The following is a 17,323-nucleotide window of genomic DNA, read 5'->3' on the forward strand; positions in this document are numbered from 1 at the left end:
AGCATATACGCCTTCGGCGTCCTTTAAGGCCGGTAAGCGTTATAAGCGAGAAAGATAAGGATAATGTATAACAAAAAAGAAGCTCCAGCAGTGGTCATAGCCCCGTCAAGTAGACAGTAAAAAAGAAGCCTTTTAAGCGGCGATCTGGTTCCGGTACTCTTCCGGAGACAGGTCGCCGAGTTTTTTCTGGAAGCGTTCCTTGTTGTAGTAAAGGATGTACTCCTTAACCAAATGTTCAGCATCTTCAAGATTCTTGGGTTTCTCCAAATACAATTTTTCGGTCTTAAGGTGAGAGAAGAATGACTCTATACAAGCATTGTCGTAGCAATTCCCCCGCCGGGAGTGGCTACCGACCAAACCCTTGTCCTCTAAAACCTGGGCATACGTCCGAGTAGTGTACTGAAAGCCCTGGTCAGAGTGCAGGAGAGCCTTTGAGTCTTGGAGAGATTTCACAGTATCTACCACTAGCTTCAAGTCATTACGGACAGAGATTCTCCAAGCCACAACCTCGTTGTTGTACAGATCCATCACTACAGATAAGTAGACAAATTCGTGGCCTGTACGGATATAGGTAATATCCGTGACTAACTTTTACTGAAGAGCGTGGGCTGTGAATTCCTGGTTGAGTACGTTTGGAAATAAGACAGAAGGCTTACGCCCGGCAAACGGGCGTTTCTTGCGAATCACTGATTGGATGCCTAGCTCTCTCATCAACCTGCGAACTTTCTTATGGTTTACGGGAAATCCCTCTTTTCGAAGCGCTGTACGCATTCGCTTATAGCCATAGGCAGGACGTAACCGATGAATGGCTAAGATATGTTCCTTAAGGTTCGTATCCTTCTCTTGGCGTGCTTCCCGCAGGTCAGAGGTCTTTTTCCATTTGTAGTATGCAGCCCGGGACAATTCAGCCAGTTTGCACAGCCAAACAATCGGGTATCGCTCGCTCATTTCTTGAATGGATTGGCACCGGGTATTTGTATCCAACTTCCCTCCCCATGTAGATTGGGATTGAGCTTTTTTAAGTATTCGACCTGTGCCTTCAAATACGCGATTTCTTCGTCTTTACTGTCAAAATGTTTCCTTCCACCTTTTCCACGTCCGTCCTCAAAGGTCTCCCCACTTTTAAATTTACGTATCCACCTCACCAACTGAGCATCGCTCTTGATGTCGAGTTTTTCTAGAATTTGTGAATAGCTCATATGCTCCTCTAAGTGAAGTCGAACCGCCTCGTTCTTCAACTCTTCTGAATACTTCGTAAACGTCTGCCCTTTTTTAGCCATGAAAAATCCCCTCCGGTCGACTGTGTTAAACACATGATACCATGTGCTCTTTTTTCACTGTCAACCATGAGGGGATAATACCAGCAGCATTATGCTACTAAGCTTCTTTCATTATTGATACATGGGATCAAAAAAGTGAAACAGGAATGAGCTTTCTTCCTCCCTTGACTAGGGTGGATTCTAGCATGTCCCCTTTGACACCTCCGAAATAGAGCTGCCAGTACACACCAAAGCGAACGCTAACGTCATTCTTCACTAGCTCCGGTGGCGTTACAATCAGCCACTGAAATTTAAGAGCCTTAGAAATTTCAAATACGGGATCAAGCACATTATTAGATACCATTTCTCCAAAAGGATTGTCATATAAAAAGACCGTCCATCCTTTGTTCTCACGATTCACACGTTTATGCGTCATGATCATCATGGCTACCAGTAGCTGCACAGATTGGCGCTGTCCACCACTGCCGACAGCCTCATCCAGCGCACCCCGATTGATGATCTCCCAGTCGGAATAATGGTAGTCTTCCGGAGCGGCGTAGAGGAAGTAATTTTCCGTTACTGGTTTATATACCTGAAGAATCGGAAAGCGATTCTGAAGCGCCGCATAGACGATTCGTCCGTCATTAATAACCTCTTTGATTATAAGTGTTGGCACTTGTTCAATCTTTGGATATTTTGAGAGCAATTCATGGATACAACGATTGAAATAGTCGCTGACCATCGGCTCTACCTCATCGCTAGATCTCGGTATATTAATATTCTTATAATTCAGGCGTACCAGCGGGAAGGCATAATTATTCTCATTATGAATAATCATCCGACGTTCCATTCGCTTCATAATATCAATGATTTGTACTACACGATAAGAAGCCCGGGCTACCCACATCTTGCGGGACAGATCCATATCCTCCTTATCGCTTTGAATGCTCTCAATCTGATCGCGTGAGCTACGTAACATCGAATCTAGGACTTGCTGAGCAATAGCGAAATTATCCCAATGGACCGTATTTAAACGATCTAGAATCTTGGTCTCCAGTTCAGAATTCCGTTCGTTTTTGGCAAGTTTTCCGGTTAATGAATTTTTCTCTTCCTTCACCTTTCTGGAGACCTCGTCCCGTCTAACTCGGCTATCCTTAATACGAAGAAGCCAGTCAGCAACCAGTGACTCACAGCCTTCTCTTACGCTCAGCATTAATTCTTCTGGCACAGTCCGTAGATTGACCCGATCCTCAATATGCGCATTCATGATCTTGATTTGATTGGATAACGTCTGAATAAGCGCATCCATTCTTTCCAAAGATCGTTTACACTGGTTAAGCATGAGCTCATTCTCTTGGAAACGCTCCTGAATGTCCGCCTCTTTTTGCTCGAGTTGCTCATTCCAAATTTCCACGGCACGCTCATGTTTCTCTTTGATTCCTTTTTCTACCTTACGCAATTCCTTCTGCAAATTCTCCAATTCGGTCTGGCAACGGATGAAAGAATCGTGAACCATCTGATAGTCTTCTTCCAGTGAAGCAGTTTTCGACTTTTGACGGTTTCTTGCAGCCATAATGGATTCAGTAGATTCAGCAGGCTCTGTTACCTTCCGCCAATTCTCATCCACTTGATTCAGGCTGGCTTCAAGCTCCGTTAGATTCTCGCTCGCCGCTTTAATCTGGGCGGCTCTTGTTCGAATTTCAAGCTCATTCTCCGTCAGCGATTGCTGCAGACTTTCAACGGTACTGAGCTGCTGCAACAGAAGGTTCTGCTCTACGGGATCTATTGGTGTGGGTTCCATATCATCCGAAAGCTGATGATATGTCGGAAATACAATTTCAGGGAACCAATGCTGCAGTCTAGGAAACAGAGCATACTTGGCATCTCCCATCCATTTCTCACGCTCTCCGCCAAGACTTACCATTTGCGCTTCAAGATGCTCGAGTTGCTGGTCCTTACTCGCAAGCTCTTTGCTCACTAGACTCTTACGATCTGTATACTTTTTCTTCTCCTTTTGATCCTGCTCATGTTTCTTCGAACGTTCAATCCAACCTTGTAACGCTGCTGCTCTCTGCTCATGCTCTGCACTAAGCACCTTATTCTCGATAAGTTCCCGACCGATCCGAGCAAGCGTGCTCTCGTTCTCATTAATCTCGCTGCTCAGACTGATAATGCTCTGCTGAAGTTCACTTTGCAGTTTCATAAGGGTATTGCGTTTGGCTGTAATCGTCACAGTGTTCTCTGTTTGATATAACCGCTCATATTCCTGACGCACAGATTTCAACTTCGATAAATATGCCTCCGCGTCCTGAAGCACTTGTTCTTGCTCCTTAAGCTTCGCCTGAATACCGCTCTTAAAGTTTAAGAACCGATCTGGCTCCAGTACCATTTGTGGGCCTTGGTTAGCTAGAAGCTTAAAAGATACTGGATCTGAAGCTGCCATCTCTTCACGGATAAAGATAGGCACCGCTGATTTGAGCAGTGTGTCCTTCAGCAAATCCGGTTTAATTTTATCAGCTTCGCGCCGGGTAACAATCAGACTATAAGGAAGGAGTGGATGGCGCTCTAGTTCTTCCTCACGTTCAAGGTATGGACGATCATTTAAATAGGAACTGCCCGGTGTGGATTGAATCTTGAGCGAATCGAGTGTATCCTTGACCGCGAGAATATCTGAATTCGGCAGCCAGTAGGATTGATTCTGAAGTTCCACGTCCATAAGCTGATTGTAGTACTCTCGTCTGGAACGTTTTGTCTGCTGCTCCACTTCATCCATTTTTCGGATAAATCGTAGTTGAATCGTATCCTGCTCTTCAAAAAGGCCAGTAGCTCCCAAACGATTATGTTCATCAAACATTTCCAGTAGAACAACAATCTGTGACCATAATTGTGATTCTTTATAGGTCTGCGAATCAAGCAGTGCCCCGAGCTCGTCTACCTCTCGTTCATAAGAGCGATGCTTCTCGCTGAGTTCTGCGTGATTCTTATGCAGTGCCAGCTTTCGGTTCTCTGCCTCTTTATGCTGTTCGTCTAGCACTTCCATATCCAGAAGTATCGTTTTGGCAGCTGAAATCGTACGTTGAAGCGCCGCCACCGGAGCATGTGCAGCGTCCTGACCATGCTGAGCTGCGTATGTTCCGAGTTCTTCTGTATATTGACGGATAGATAGCGTCAATTCATTAATCTGGATATCCAGGCCTGCTAACTCCAACAGAAAGCTCTCCCGCTCCTTGCGCAGACCTTTTTCTTCAGTCGTCAGTGCTCGCTCAGCGTTTCCAAATCCTCTGATCGTTTGTTGCCAGAGGCTTGACACCACATCCCATTGTTTACGAAGCTTTTCTTTAGCCGTCTGAATGACCTCTTGACGTTCTTTCATCTCCAGAGATCCTTCGATCGCTTGAATTTCTTTCTGCCATTGCTCAATTTGTCGTGTGTGGAGCATACGTTTAGCTAAGAAATGAGCCACTTCAAGCTTTTTCTCCTGAGTCTTGGAATCGTCCAGCCGTCCACGTGCACGTCTCTGATCATCACTAAGCTTTTTGAACTCTTCCTGTTTCAGTTCCATTTCTTCCTTACTGCGCAAATACTTTAGATTGTCCGTCTCAAATCGCAATTGCTTCGCATCCTGATAACGACCCGCCAGTTCATTACCAACCTTACTTCGCTCTTCTTCCGCATTTCTCTGTTCTTCATGAATAACCGTATAGATCTGACGCCCACGAAGTTCAGTTTCTTGAACAACACTCTCTGCCTCTACTCCTAGCTTCACCAGCTCGTATAAAGGTGCAGCGATGCCAAGAAACTCTGTATAGACCTGTTCCCGCTGTTCAAGCATCGGTAGACGTTGAGCTACTGTCGCCGTGTCAATAAACATCCGCTGCAGCGTATTGTCTTCTTCTTTGGGTCCCTCATTTAGACTGGAGCCAATCTCAGGGATAATTAGCTTTTCGAATAAGTTATGGTTGGTAAAGGCGTCATTCTTTTTAAAATAACCTTTAATACCACCCTCTTCCCCATTAATCCGCCGCATATTGCGCCACTCGGCGATATGGATATCCCGGGTAGCCAGGAAATCATAATATCTTTTTAAATCCGAGCTATGACTACCGAAAGGTACAATTTCTCCCCGCCGATCTCGTATAAATTGCTGGATCGTTTCAAAACTCGTAGGTTCAGCAGTCTCTTCATCGAAGAGTGGCAACGTCGAAAGGGTGAGTTCAGACGCATCGCCATAATCGGTAAGTGCGTATAGAAGGTAATCCACTTTAATATCCTGCTGATCCAGTGAGTTATGTGCCGTCATAGCAATACCAGTCGTCATATATTCATTACGCTCATTGTTGTCCAGATGCCATTCGATAGCTACATGAAAGGTGTAAGGTTTAAGTTGTTTTTTATGATTATGAAAAAATGCTTCCACCTGGTTCTCACTGTCTTTTCCCCATGGTGTTTTAGGCATTAATAACTGAAATATGGATTGCAGCAGTACGCCCTTCCCGCCTCCATTCATAAGCGTAATAAGCGTATTGCTTGGCCCCTCTTCGTTACAGAGGTCCAGAATCATATCATCATATTTCTTGAGCATTTTCTCATATTTAAGTCCTGTAATCCGTATGCGTTCAATCCGCGGCATTAATAGCACCGTCTTTCTCAGCTAAAGTTCGTCCGATGAGTTTCTTCAATTCCTGATACCGGTCAACATCATGATATAAATACCGCATTCTCTCATAAAGCTCTTCCCGTGGGAATATCCGCTTCTCTGACTCCGAGATGAACACGAGCTTCTCCTCTTCCAGGAGCTTCATGCCTTCATGAATCAGCCCAATTCGTGAGCCTGCGCCTCTTGTCAGAAGATCGCTCTCTTCCTGACTCTTAGTTTGCATATAGAGGTTAGTCCACACCTTCGACATCGCTTGGATATCCAAGCGCCACTGCTGACTAAACCGGCCTTCATCATCCATCTGCATCCATGCTTGGAAAAGTGAAGACACCTGATCGGATATCTGTATATAGGACATACTGTCCTGCCCGGACTTAAAGTGAGTCTCGTCCTGATCCATCTCGGCCAGAAACACAAGGATGATGATATTAATGATATGTAAATGAGTTTTGCGTTCAATTCGTGAGTATTTATTCTTCAACTGGGTAAAGTTGGTGGCGAACACTGACCCGAGTGGATTGACCAACAAATGGAGACGGTGTCCCGAATTCATCACTCGGCAGCCTGCCTCCTTGGCAACATATTGAAGCGCATCATATGTTCCTGCATCCTGCAGGCATTCCGCTGCCGCAGGATCATCGAGAGGGATTACTTTTTTACGAAGTAATTCAAAAAATAGCCGTGAAGCTTGCTGTACCTGTTCTAATGTATAACTCATGCTAGTAACCTCTCACCTCTCCACGATCGTAATAGTATATGGGCTCATGTCTAGACCAGACCAGCGTACCCTTAGGGCTGATTCTTGCGCAATGCTCGTCCGCAATAGCTTGCCGTGCAAGCTCTCCAGTTGAGGATCATCCGCTAGTACGTACCTGATTAGCAGCTGGCATTCATCAGATCCGTTGCTGTTCTCCGGAGCCTGTTCCTGTACTACAATCTCTGAATGAAAAAACTGCACCCACAGATCGACAGCATCTGGTGTGCGTGCCCATCTTGTTAATTCCTCCTCGGTAAAAGCTTCTGTAGTAAACGTAAAGCTTCCCCGCTCGGCTAGCGCACTGAACACAGGCTTCCACAGTTCAACGACTTCCGCCCATGGAATACCTTTAGGAATATATTGAGCATTCTCAGCATAGAGCTCATCTTCAAGTTCATCTATTACAATATCCGGGATAAAACCAACCTCTTGTTCCTCCCAAGCCCAAGGAAGTGGATAGACAAAATCCTGATTCGGAGCGAACAATCCACTTAGTAGCAGATCAAGACTGTCACCGCTTGGCAGACCCTCTTCTTTAACCCATTCCTCCCATACATGCGTACGAAAATTAAAGCCGGAGGCTCCCCAGAAAAGTTCAGGGAAGTTCAATCTTAAGTTGGTCTCCACCTCGAAAATATTCAAGACTATCTCAGCCAGCTCATCGTGTACACGCCTTGAGAGCTCGACTCGTTCAGAAAGAATACGGATCTCATTAAAGTCGATCACATCCTTCTCATCATTGGCTAGCCGGGCCAGCGAACGATGAATATTATCAAAATGCTTGCGTTCCTCATCGAACTGCTGATGAATTTCTTCGAGTCGCTGATGCCGAGCCACTCCGAATTCACTAAAAATATGCTTCGGGTTACGGCGCAATGCATTCCGGTATTCCTGCTGCTCATGAGTCATCTTCCTAACCCGGGAGATAAGCTCATTCACATCCTGAAGCGCCCGAGTTACACGTCCATGCTTAATATGCATCTGAATCTCGAGCAGCTTGATGCTGATCTGGAACTCTTCAATAATCTCATGACTCATAAAAATAAGCTCCATGGCATATTCGGAGAGACGATAGATTGTTCTGCCGCTCTCTTCCCAGCTACTGCGGGTCGCATCCTCATCCACCATGAAATACTTATATTTCTGCACAGACATTTGCCGAGCCGCATCATCATAATAATAGGATTCGAAATCCCCACCATTTCCGCTCCAGAGCAGGCCGTCTACTAAACGTTCTACGGATTCGGTAGTCCCGAGATTCGCAATATTGAACCGTTCCAATGCAGTCCAAGCCAACGCTATGATATCTTCCTTGGATCTTCTCTCATTGGATTCTAGCTCCAAATAATAGACTTGTAGCAAGATGCTTAAAGATACCATTTCTTTGTACGGTTGGATTTCGCCAAGGTTCATCCCAGCCCCCAGATTCCATAGGGGATTCAATCGTTTATTTCGTTCGCCAAAATCCGACCAATTCATCTTTCTGCCATCCTCACCAAATAAAAATAAAACCCGTATACATCCGTATAGGGTTCTGAAGTACGCGAATATATGTTTCTATTATATCAATTCATCGAAGGTTGTGCTATTTATTGTTAAACAAAATAATAGATTCTATCCACGCATTTCTACTCTGCAGAATCTGGAGTACATACCATGCAATACTGCTCTAATGTACTGTTGGGTAAAGGGATAACCTTAACCGTGCGGAATTGATAATGCTCATAGATGGGAAGATTACTTAGCGTCTGTGTCTCTAACGTGCATAATGCATTCTTCTCGCGGCACTCGGCGAGCAGCGGCATCATAATCTTTGATACATATCCTTGCCCACGGTAACGTTCCTGCACTACAAGCATATCCAAATGCATATACTTCTGATCACCAAACATCGATAGCCATAAGGAACTCATACTGCGCAAAGTGGCTAACCCTCGAATAAATCCTCGCACACCAATGATTCGGCAAATCGGTAAACACTTGAGAATCGCCAGCCCAATTTGTTTCATATAGTTGACGTTCGAAATCAATGTCCCGCTCTGACGCTCCGAATGGAACACCAAGGCGACAGCTTCATAATTTGTTGACGTCGTTAGTAAATCCGAATAAGGATACAACATCTCAATATAACGATGAAAAAAAATGTTTAATACGCGGAGTCTGGTTGTTTCATCAGGCAAAATATGCTGATACAATGGATCATCCTTTGCGAAGGCTTCTGCCAGAACGCTGGCGGCTTTCGGAATGCCCTGCCGATGAATTTTAATTAATGAACTACAAATAGTTCCACCTCATTTAGTTTACTTTCGCGATAGGCTCGGTTAGTGTACAAGCCATTCAAGAATATTATAACTGGTTCAGTCAAGTCCTCATTTAAGGGGATGAACTTAGATATGGCACGATGGTTCTATTGTCATTTCTTCATTGAATGAGATATGATTACAAAGATTACAAAAAATACTGGGAGGAAAAATGGAAGATATTATACTGTGGCTTAAATACTTGTTTCTAGGGTTTGTTCAAGGGGCAACTGAGCCAATCCCCGTTTCCTCGAGCGGCCATTTAATCATCGCGCAGAAATTGCTAGGCTTAAAACAGAATGGGCTATCATTTGAAATCCTAACAAATACGGCTTCTCTAATTGCGATTTGCTTTATTTTCCGCAAAGATATCGGAAGATTGATCACTGGATTCGTTCAATTTATTCTGACCCGCAAAGAGGAATATATGTCAGATTTTATGTTCTCTTTGTACATTATCATTGGTACCATGCCTGCGGTTATCGTAGCCTTGTTCTTTAAGGACCAAATTGAGGAGATCTTCTCTTCAGTACACACCGTGTCCATCGCCTTGCTGGTAACCGGGGTTGCTTTATGGTTAATTCGTAATCTTCGCGGTCGTAAACAAGATGGGGATTTAAAAGCGAAGGATGCAGTCATAGTCGGACTTGCCCAAGCTGTAGCTCTTATTCCTGGGATAAGTCGCTCAGGCGCAACGGTCATCTCTTCCATTGCTGTGGGAATGAAGCAAGAAACTGCTTTACGCTTTTCTTTTATGTTGTATATTCCAATCAGTCTGGGCGGACTTGTTATGGGTGCATCTGATATTGCCAGTGACCCGAACCGAGCGCAACTAGCAATTCCATACTTAATTGCATTTATCACTACACTAATCGTTACGTATTTTTCTATGCGCTGGTTTATGGGGATTATGGCTAAAGGTAATTTGAAGTACTTCTCTTATTACTGCTTCTTGGCTGGGATACTACTCCTTATCTTCATGTAAGTACATGATTTCAAACAAAAGCCCTCATGACAATCTCTGGGATTACAGAGAGCATGAGGGCTTTTCATCCTATTTTAACAGAGATATTACTTCACCACTCGACCGAATCTTGCCGATCCTAGGGAAAATGGTTTTACACACATAGTCATGCTCTTCTTTCGTAGAAGCAGTCATTGCATCTTCCACAAAAACTTGGTTGTAACCAAGCTGATAAGCTTCTCTAGCTGTCGTATCCACACCTATGGATGTAGAAATACCACACAAGACAACTGTATCTATACCACGACGCCGTAGCTGTAAATCAAGATCCGTTCCGAAGAATGCCCCCCATTGACGTTTAGATATCACATGTGCGTTTTTGAAGTCAGATAATTCAGGTACCAAGGTATCCCAACCTTCTGGAATGGCTCCTGCATTCATGTTCAGATCTGTTTGAGGTCTTAACATATCATGACCATCTAACGAGGATACTCTTACAAGTACTACAAATGCCCCCTTTTCCGTGAAGGCTTGAACTAAATTGCTACCTTTCTGAACCACCTGCTCACCTGTATGTGGAGCCTTATTCGGCATGTTAACAATTCCATTTTGCAAGTCGATTACAACCAGCGCCGTTTTCTTTGCATCAATACATTCAGTTTCTGATCTCTTTAAGTCTTCCATTGTCTTCTCTCCCATTTAAGCTTAGTTTTTTATATACTTTAAAATAAACCCAGCCTGCATTTATCAATAGCAAAATACTCGTAATAAAGAATACATCTCGGATCCCAAACCAGGCTGCCACTTGCCCACCTAGAACCGAACCCGCAAATGTGCCAAGATAACCTGCCGACATGTTAAATCCAAACACTCTGCCTGTAAGCGCATCTGGTGTTATTTTCTTAACGAGGATATTCACAGAAGGTATTAACCCACCTGCCGCTAATCCTAGTAGAAAACGCAGACCCATTAACTGCCAAGGATTCTGAACAAACGCTTGTGGGATAAACAGAGTCCTGCCGCTATAAGCGCAACTAGTATAACTTGTTGAGCACCTATTCGGTCAGACAACTTGCCAAGCCTTGGAGCAGCAATTATGTTAGCCAGCCCTGAAGCTGAGAAGGTCATCCCTGCAAGCAGAGCCACATGACTAGCACTCTTGGAGAGCTGAGTAACATATACCGTAATGATTGGTTCTACAGAGTATAAAGCAACAGTTAGAATAAAGAAGGTTACAAACAAGGTTAGCGTTAGGCTTTTCTCTGGAACACTGCTCCAGACCTCCTTGATACTTAGCGTCTTTTTATCTTCACGATGAAAAGATTCCTTCACGAACAAAGCCGTTGTAATGAAGGCAACCAGCATCAGTCCACCCGTAACAAAAAATGAACTTTGTAAACCCATGCTTTCTGCAATGAAACCACCAATCGTTGGGCCAAGCAAGGCTCCAGCAATACTGGCTGTTGAAAGGGTTCCTAAAGCATATCCTGCATGTTCCTTATCCGTCTGAGTTGCGATTAATGTAGTACAGCTGTACTATAACCCGTTATTGTGCCCTGTAATAATCTTAGTGCAATTAATACATACACATTAGGTGCAAAACCCATACAGCTGATCACAATCGCCATCCCAAGACTTGCCCGCAAAAGCATTGGTTTCCGTCCGAACCTGTCTGCCGCCAGTCCCCAAATGGGTGAAAATATGGCTGAAACGATAAAGGTAATCCCAAAAGCAATGCCAGAAAACTGAGCAACGGAATCGGCATTATCCACGCCAAGATGCTTAATGTAAAGTGGCAATACTGGCGCAATCTGGCTCATACCTACACCCGTTACAAACATACCAAACCAGCAAACGATCAAATTCCTTTTCCACATGGACATAAAAAAAGCCTTCTTTCTGCTAACAATAACAACCTCATATTAACAGTCAGATTGGCTCTATACCATGCATTATTCTAAACTCCATGGACATTTTTGCTCTGAAATTCCGAAGGGCTGATGCCTATCATTCTTTTAAAAATTCTGCTGAAATAAAATTCATCCGTAAATCCAAGGGTTTGCGCAACCGCTTTGATTTTTATGTCCCCTTCAAGAATCAGCTCTTTCGCTTTATCAATTTTCATTTTATTAAAAAACTCAATGATCGAATAACCTGTAATCTCTTTGAATGCTCTCGATAAATAAGCAGGTGAAAGCTGTACCAAATCTGACAATTCGCTCAAGCTAACTTTCTCATTGATCTTTTGATGCATATAATTAATAATTTTTTCCACCTTTAATGAAGTGGAGTAATTTTGACTTTGTTTTTGTGTATTTTGAGCAATTGCAATGATAAGCTGCTGTAACAAAGTCTTCGCTACAAATTCATACCCTGGCAGCTTAGTATTCCAGCTCTGAATCATTTGTCCGAAGATATCTTCCACTTGATAATAATCCTTCAATTCGGATACAGCTTGCAAATGGAGTGAATCCACATCACCACTAATTCCCCAGTTCTCCTCGTTCACGCTCACCTTCGCATAGTTGAAATGAACGGACAGAAAGCATAAGGGATCTTCAGCATCTATCTCTATTGAATGCTTAACATCTGGAGAAATATAGAATAACATACCAGCTTTAAACGAATGTCGTTTTCGCTCCATCATAAAACTGCCCTTCCCTCCAGTCACTAAGAGAAGTTCATGATGCTGAAGGGTTCTAACGAGCTTGCTCCAATTTCTCTTGGGGTCGTTGAAGTATCTATAATTACAATATAGTATGTGGAAAAATAGATTATTTATATTCATAAAAGACCTGTCCAAATGTCCACCGAACGTTCGATCGGATCGTATTCTACATCATATCCGAACGTTTCGGATATAAATCGGAGAGGAACATAGGTCGCGTAACCGTATAGATGAGGTGGGCTATTCATCTGCACAGCTTGTCCATTAATGTAGGCTGTATGATCGTCGATGGTCATCTTCAGAGAAAGTCCATTTTTTTCAGCGGTAATCGTGCGAGTTGCCTTGTTCCATTCTACCCTGGCTCCAAATAACTCAAAGAGATAACGCATGGGCACTTCTGAAATGCCATTCACAATGTTTAGCGGCGGTGCTGATAGAAGTGGCATATCATCAATGTTCAACTGATACAGGAATGGGCTTGTCTTAAAGGTCCATTTTTTCACTAGCGTTTCGCCACCGGATTGAAATGAAACCTCCGCGGTATACTCCCGATCCCCCCTCAACTGACGCTGCGCTGTTAGTACATACCCGTAACCAGAATTGAGTTTCTTCACACTAAGCGGGATACTAATGTGGCGGTTGCCTGCCTGTGTGCTTAGTTTAGCCTTTAGGTCTGCTACATCCCGTAGACTACTAAACACCGTAAGTGTTGTAGCTTCTCCTTGAATTAACTGCTGTGCATTCATTTTGTAAATGTTGCCTGCCCACACTCGCGTCATTCCATCATAAGGAAATACGCTCGCAGTCGCTGGTGTAATCATTACGCCTTCTGACTTCACAGCACCAACAATCACGGTAGACTTACCCACTCGTGCAATGCCAATAGAAGCAACTGCCGGGGTCAGCATCACTTCCCTGCGATCATGCATAACTGCTAGCTCGTTAATCTCTGAAGCCATATCAAATTCATCATAGGCCCGCTCTTTCATATATACGGTTTCCATAATCTCCGGTACTTCTCCGCTAAAACCCGAAGTTAACACTCTCTCTTTAGGCGTTTGTTGGGTAAAGAACTCACGACCTTTCACTTCTATAGATAAATCGCCTTCAGACTTTATCGTAAAATTAGCATTAGCGTAGCGAGCATGATTAATCGCCGCCTTAACGAGGGCAGGATCAAGTTTCACATCATCCAACCCCATTTGTTGCCGAATTTTATTAATCGAAGCTAGTGCTTTTAGTTGCTCCGCACTACTAGTTCCGTCAAACAATACTTTTGCGGCTTGTACCTTTGTGACATCAATCAATGGAGTGATTGCCATAAGCAGCAAGACGCCTATAAGTATCCATTTTTTACGCATAGTTCCCCTCCTCAAAATTCCATATCTTGTTAGACGACATTCTTCCAGAAAGGTTTCTGTAAAGCAGTTCAAAAACACAAGACAAACCACCCCATAAATGAACTTCACCTCAATGGTTAGACACACAATCAGAGGCGTATTTCATTATAGAGTGGCTTCTCTGTAATCTCTTATGGTTTCTGAATAAACAGTTGTGTCCAATAATGTTGATATTGACTTGTAGCAGTTCCCCCTACATAACCAACCCCAATATCCGTAAAGCGAGGATCCAAAATATTAGCTCTATGACCAGTACTGTTCATCCACGTTCTCATTACTGCTTCAGGTGTTGCTTGGCCCGCCGCGATATTTTCTCCATAAGCACGCCAAGCCACTCCAAATCGATCTAACATTTGAGATGGGGTGCCATAAGTTGGAGAGGTATGGCTAAAATAATTATTATCCCTCATATCTCTTGATTTCAAAACTGCAAGATCAGTAAGCTGCGTATTTAGAGTTAAGGCAGCAATTCCTCTACTCGTCCGTTCTTCGTTGACCAATCTAAATACTTGTAGTTCAAACGCATTAGCTTGTCTAATATGAATTCTTGACCGCCCTACTCTTTTCGTTACGGGACTACGTTTCGTTTTTATTCCTTTACTCAAAGAACTTTTGACTCTTCTTATTGAAGATATTCTTTGCTTCATGATTTGCCCTCCTACAATGTATTTACAACAATATATTGTGGAAGAGGTCTTCACGCTTGTACCAAAGTCTATAATTCTACTATAAATTTTGTTAACCCTATGTACTTGATTTCTCTTTGACTTGACATGCATGTGTTACTTTATGTTAATATAAACAAATCATGAACGTTGATATATCATCTATATTTTGATTAGGAGAGATCACATGGATTCCAAAGACCCACTAGGATTAGTGATTCGAGATTTACACTTAGAAATAGCCAATTATTTAACAAAATTGCTTGCACCCGTTCGGCTTGCGCCTGAACAACATTTACTTATGGCTTTGTTGCTTGAGAAAGAAGGTCTATCTCAGAACGAGATTGCTAATAAGCTTGGGAAGGATAAAGCCAGTGTTGCCCGAATGATCGCAAGCTTAGAGAACAAGGGGTACATTCATAAAGTAACAAGTACGCAAGACCGTCGTTCGGTAAATGTTTTTGTCACAGACGAAGGCAGGAAATTAGAGACTACAATCAATGAGGTGACGATCAAATTAAACAAAATTATAGCGACAGGATTCTCTCCTGCGGAGTACTCAGCGCTAACAACTTTGTTAACTCGTGTGCAGAATAATGTAAGAGAGGCATAAATGCATATCCTCTGCTCTATAGTTGACATATCATCTATTCTTCAAAAATAATGCGAATCCATTTCTGAAAAGAGGTTTATCCCTATCATGGAATCAACAGCAGCTGTTCAAGTTAAACGTCCCGCCCTAATGGCCTTCTCCCTTATGCTAGGAGCATTCGTCGGACTATTTAGTGAAACCGCCTTAAATATGGCTTTTACCAACTTAATGGATGAATTTTCAATTAACGCCTCAACGGTTCAATGGCTAACCACAGGATATTTACTTGTATTAGGTATCCTCGTTCCGATATCCGCCCTATTAATGCAATGGTTTACCACTAGACAATTATTCACAGCATCCTTGTTATTATCTATCATTGGTACTTTAATTGCTGCCCTCTCCCCCAATTTCACCTCCTTATTAATTGCGCGTTTAGTGCAAGCCTTGGGAACTGGTTTATTGCTGCCCCTAATGACGAACATTATTCTAATAATTTTCCCTGCACATAAACGTGGAACTGTCATGGGGATGATGGGACTTGTTATTATGTGCGCACCGGCCATCGGACCAACTTTGTCTGGTTTGATCGTGGATCATTTGGGCTGGGATTTTATCTTTTGGACAAGTTTACCTTTATTATTATTTACATTTGGATTCGGATTAACATTTATCGAAAATGTAGCCAAAATCTCTAAACCTAAAATAGATATTTTATCCATTCTACTTTCTACTTTCGGATTTGGTGGCATCGTATTTGGATTTAGCAACATCGCTGATCATGCTTTAAGTGAAATCATTGTCTATCTGCCTCTTATCGTTGGTGTCATCAGCTTAATCCTGTTTGTATTAAGACAGTTTAAGTTGGAAACGCCGATGCTAAATTTACGAGTGTTTAAATATCCTATGTTTACAATAGGTCTGATAATGGTCTTTTTAGGAATGATGATCATCTTATCCTCTGCCATTTTATTACCGTTATATTTAAAAGGAGGTTTATTGTTATCAGCTACAGCTGCAGGAATTCTACTCCTTCCAGGCAGTGTGATTAACGGAGCTATGGCTCCAGTTACGGGTAGAATATTTGATAAATTCGGTCCGAAATTATTGCTGCCGCTTGGATTCTCCATCGCAACCATTGCAGGTTTTCTATTTACAAGCAATTCTACTGAAACCAGTAACCTGACCTTTATTTTAATACACTGCGCTATGTTTATCGGATTAGCTATGGTCATTATGCCCGCTCAAACCAATGGCTTAAATCAGTTACCCGTGAAATACTATCCGGATGGGGCTGCTGTTATGAACACACTTCAACAAATCGCAGGTGCTCTTGGTACAACGTTCGCTGTTACACTAATGTCTAGCGGACAAACACGATTCGCTAATACACATCCAACTGCTGCACAGCCTGAAATTTTAACCGCAGGAATTACACATGCATACTTATTTATCGCAGCAATTGCAGTTATCGGATTAATTTTATCGTTATTTGTGAAGCGTATTAGAGTTTATTAATTTTAATCAAAAAAGACAGTGGACACGAGCTGTCCGCTGTCTATATTTTAATCAATAGTTTTTTCATAAAATACTAAAGTTAATTTATTGTTTATTCGCTTTGTTTCTTCTGTTCGTTTATATCCTACCTTTTCATATAAATAACAGTTCCTCTGCTCTTGCTCAATACTATCCAGCTCCCATTTTTTCGCGTCATTATATCTCTGTTCAATGATTGCAAAAACCTGCTGGGCGATCCCCATCCCCTGGTATTCTGGCATAATAAATATGGGGCTGACACGGTAAGTATTGTTTTCCTTTTTAACGATTCGGACACCGCCCACAGCAATATCAGAAGTCTTAATTATATAATAATCTGTAAAATACTGATTAATTCGGTTTATCATTTGTTCTACGGATTCATTGGCTGGGCTGGTTTCATAATCCTTATATTTCTCCAGTAATGGCATAAAGGCTTTGACTTGCATTTGATGAATAAATTCCGCATCACTTACGTCTGCTTTACATAAAGAAATCCCCATAAAGATGTACCTCCATTAAAAT

The 17,323-nt window shown here is 42.7% G+C and carries 12 protein-coding genes and 2 pseudogenes; 3 read left to right on the forward strand and 11 right to left on the reverse strand.

Annotated features, from left to right (window positions below; all coding sequences use genetic code 11):
• Positions 1-132: 132 nt before the first annotated feature.
• The 5 genes and pseudogenes from NYE25_RS10225 to NYE25_RS10245 all read right to left on the reverse strand — a co-directional run bounded on the left by NYE25_RS10225 (position 133) and on the right by NYE25_RS10245 (position 8,868).
• Positions 133-1,280 (reverse strand): annotated as a pseudogene (locus NYE25_RS10225) (IS3 family transposase).
• 127 nt (positions 1,281-1,407) lie between these two features.
• A complete protein-coding gene (locus NYE25_RS10230) occupies positions 1,408-5,889 on the reverse strand; it encodes a hypothetical protein (protein ID WP_341145845.1) in 4,482 nt (1,493 codons plus the stop codon).
• The gene (locus NYE25_RS10235; protein WP_042189773.1) at positions 5,876-6,634 is read right to left on the reverse strand and encodes a DUF6063 family protein; all 759 of its coding nucleotides are present in this window, start codon (positions 6,632-6,634) and stop codon (positions 5,876-5,878) included. Before NYE25_RS10235 ends, NYE25_RS10230 begins: the two co-directional genes overlap by 14 nt.
• Before the next feature lie 12 nt (positions 6,635-6,646).
• Positions 6,647-8,152 (reverse strand): hypothetical protein, encoded by a 1,506-nt coding sequence (locus NYE25_RS10240; protein WP_341145846.1) that lies wholly within the window; start codon positions 8,150-8,152, stop codon positions 6,647-6,649.
• Positions 8,153-8,301: 149 nt separating this feature from the next.
• Positions 8,302-8,868 (reverse strand): GNAT family N-acetyltransferase, encoded by a 567-nt coding sequence (locus tag NYE25_RS10245; RefSeq protein ID WP_341052939.1) that lies wholly within the window; start codon positions 8,866-8,868, stop codon positions 8,302-8,304.
• Between the two features lie 277 nt (positions 8,869-9,145).
• On the opposite strand from NYE25_RS10245, the gene NYE25_RS10250 reads away from it, so the two are divergent.
• The gene (locus NYE25_RS10250) at positions 9,146-9,958 is read left to right on the forward strand and encodes an undecaprenyl-diphosphate phosphatase (RefSeq protein WP_341145847.1); all 813 of its coding nucleotides are present in this window, start codon (positions 9,146-9,148) and stop codon (positions 9,956-9,958) included.
• A 69-nt stretch (positions 9,959-10,027) separates the two neighbouring features.
• Here NYE25_RS10250 and NYE25_RS10255 read toward each other — a convergent pair whose 3' ends face one another.
• The 5 genes and pseudogenes from NYE25_RS10255 to NYE25_RS10275 form a co-directional block, all read right to left on the reverse strand.
• On the reverse strand, positions 10,028-10,621 hold the full coding sequence (locus NYE25_RS10255) for a hydrolase (RefSeq protein WP_341145848.1): 594 nt from the start codon (positions 10,619-10,621) through the stop codon (positions 10,028-10,030).
• Positions 10,593-11,820, reverse strand: a pseudogene (locus tag NYE25_RS10260) (multidrug efflux MFS transporter). The gene NYE25_RS10255 and the pseudogene NYE25_RS10260 overlap by 29 nt, the downstream one beginning before the upstream one ends.
• Before the next feature lie 74 nt (positions 11,821-11,894).
• Positions 11,895-12,725, reverse strand: a complete 831-nt coding sequence (locus NYE25_RS10265) for an AraC family transcriptional regulator (protein WP_076286627.1) — start codon at positions 12,723-12,725, stop codon at positions 11,895-11,897.
• Complete coding sequence (locus tag NYE25_RS10270; protein WP_341145849.1) at positions 12,722-13,966, reverse strand: stalk domain-containing protein; 1,245 nt, start codon at positions 13,964-13,966, stop codon at positions 12,722-12,724. The genes NYE25_RS10265 and NYE25_RS10270 overlap by 4 nt, the downstream gene beginning before the upstream one ends.
• A gap of 170 nt (positions 13,967-14,136) precedes the next feature.
• On the reverse strand, positions 14,137-14,652 hold the full coding sequence (locus NYE25_RS10275) for a CAP domain-containing protein (RefSeq protein ID WP_341145850.1): 516 nt from the start codon (positions 14,650-14,652) through the stop codon (positions 14,137-14,139).
• Positions 14,653-14,857: 205 nt separating this feature from the next.
• Between NYE25_RS10275 and NYE25_RS10280 the strand changes: the two genes are divergently transcribed.
• The gene (locus NYE25_RS10280) at positions 14,858-15,283 is read left to right on the forward strand and encodes a MarR family winged helix-turn-helix transcriptional regulator (protein ID WP_341128716.1); all 426 of its coding nucleotides are present in this window, start codon (positions 14,858-14,860) and stop codon (positions 15,281-15,283) included.
• An 87-nt stretch (positions 15,284-15,370) separates the two neighbouring features.
• The gene (locus NYE25_RS10285) at positions 15,371-16,780 is read left to right on the forward strand and encodes an MDR family MFS transporter (RefSeq protein WP_341145851.1); all 1,410 of its coding nucleotides are present in this window, start codon (positions 15,371-15,373) and stop codon (positions 16,778-16,780) included.
• A gap of 47 nt (positions 16,781-16,827) precedes the next feature.
• Here NYE25_RS10285 and NYE25_RS10290 read toward each other — a convergent pair whose 3' ends face one another.
• Positions 16,828-17,301, reverse strand: coding sequence for a GNAT family N-acetyltransferase (locus NYE25_RS10290; RefSeq protein ID WP_341145852.1), 474 nt, complete (start codon positions 17,299-17,301; stop codon positions 16,828-16,830).
• Positions 17,302-17,323 lie beyond the last annotated feature (22 nt).

The sequence above is a fragment of the Paenibacillus sp. FSL E2-8871 genome, from assembly GCF_038000345.1.
Classification (GTDB): Bacteria; Bacillota; Bacilli; order Paenibacillales; family Paenibacillaceae; genus Paenibacillus_AQ.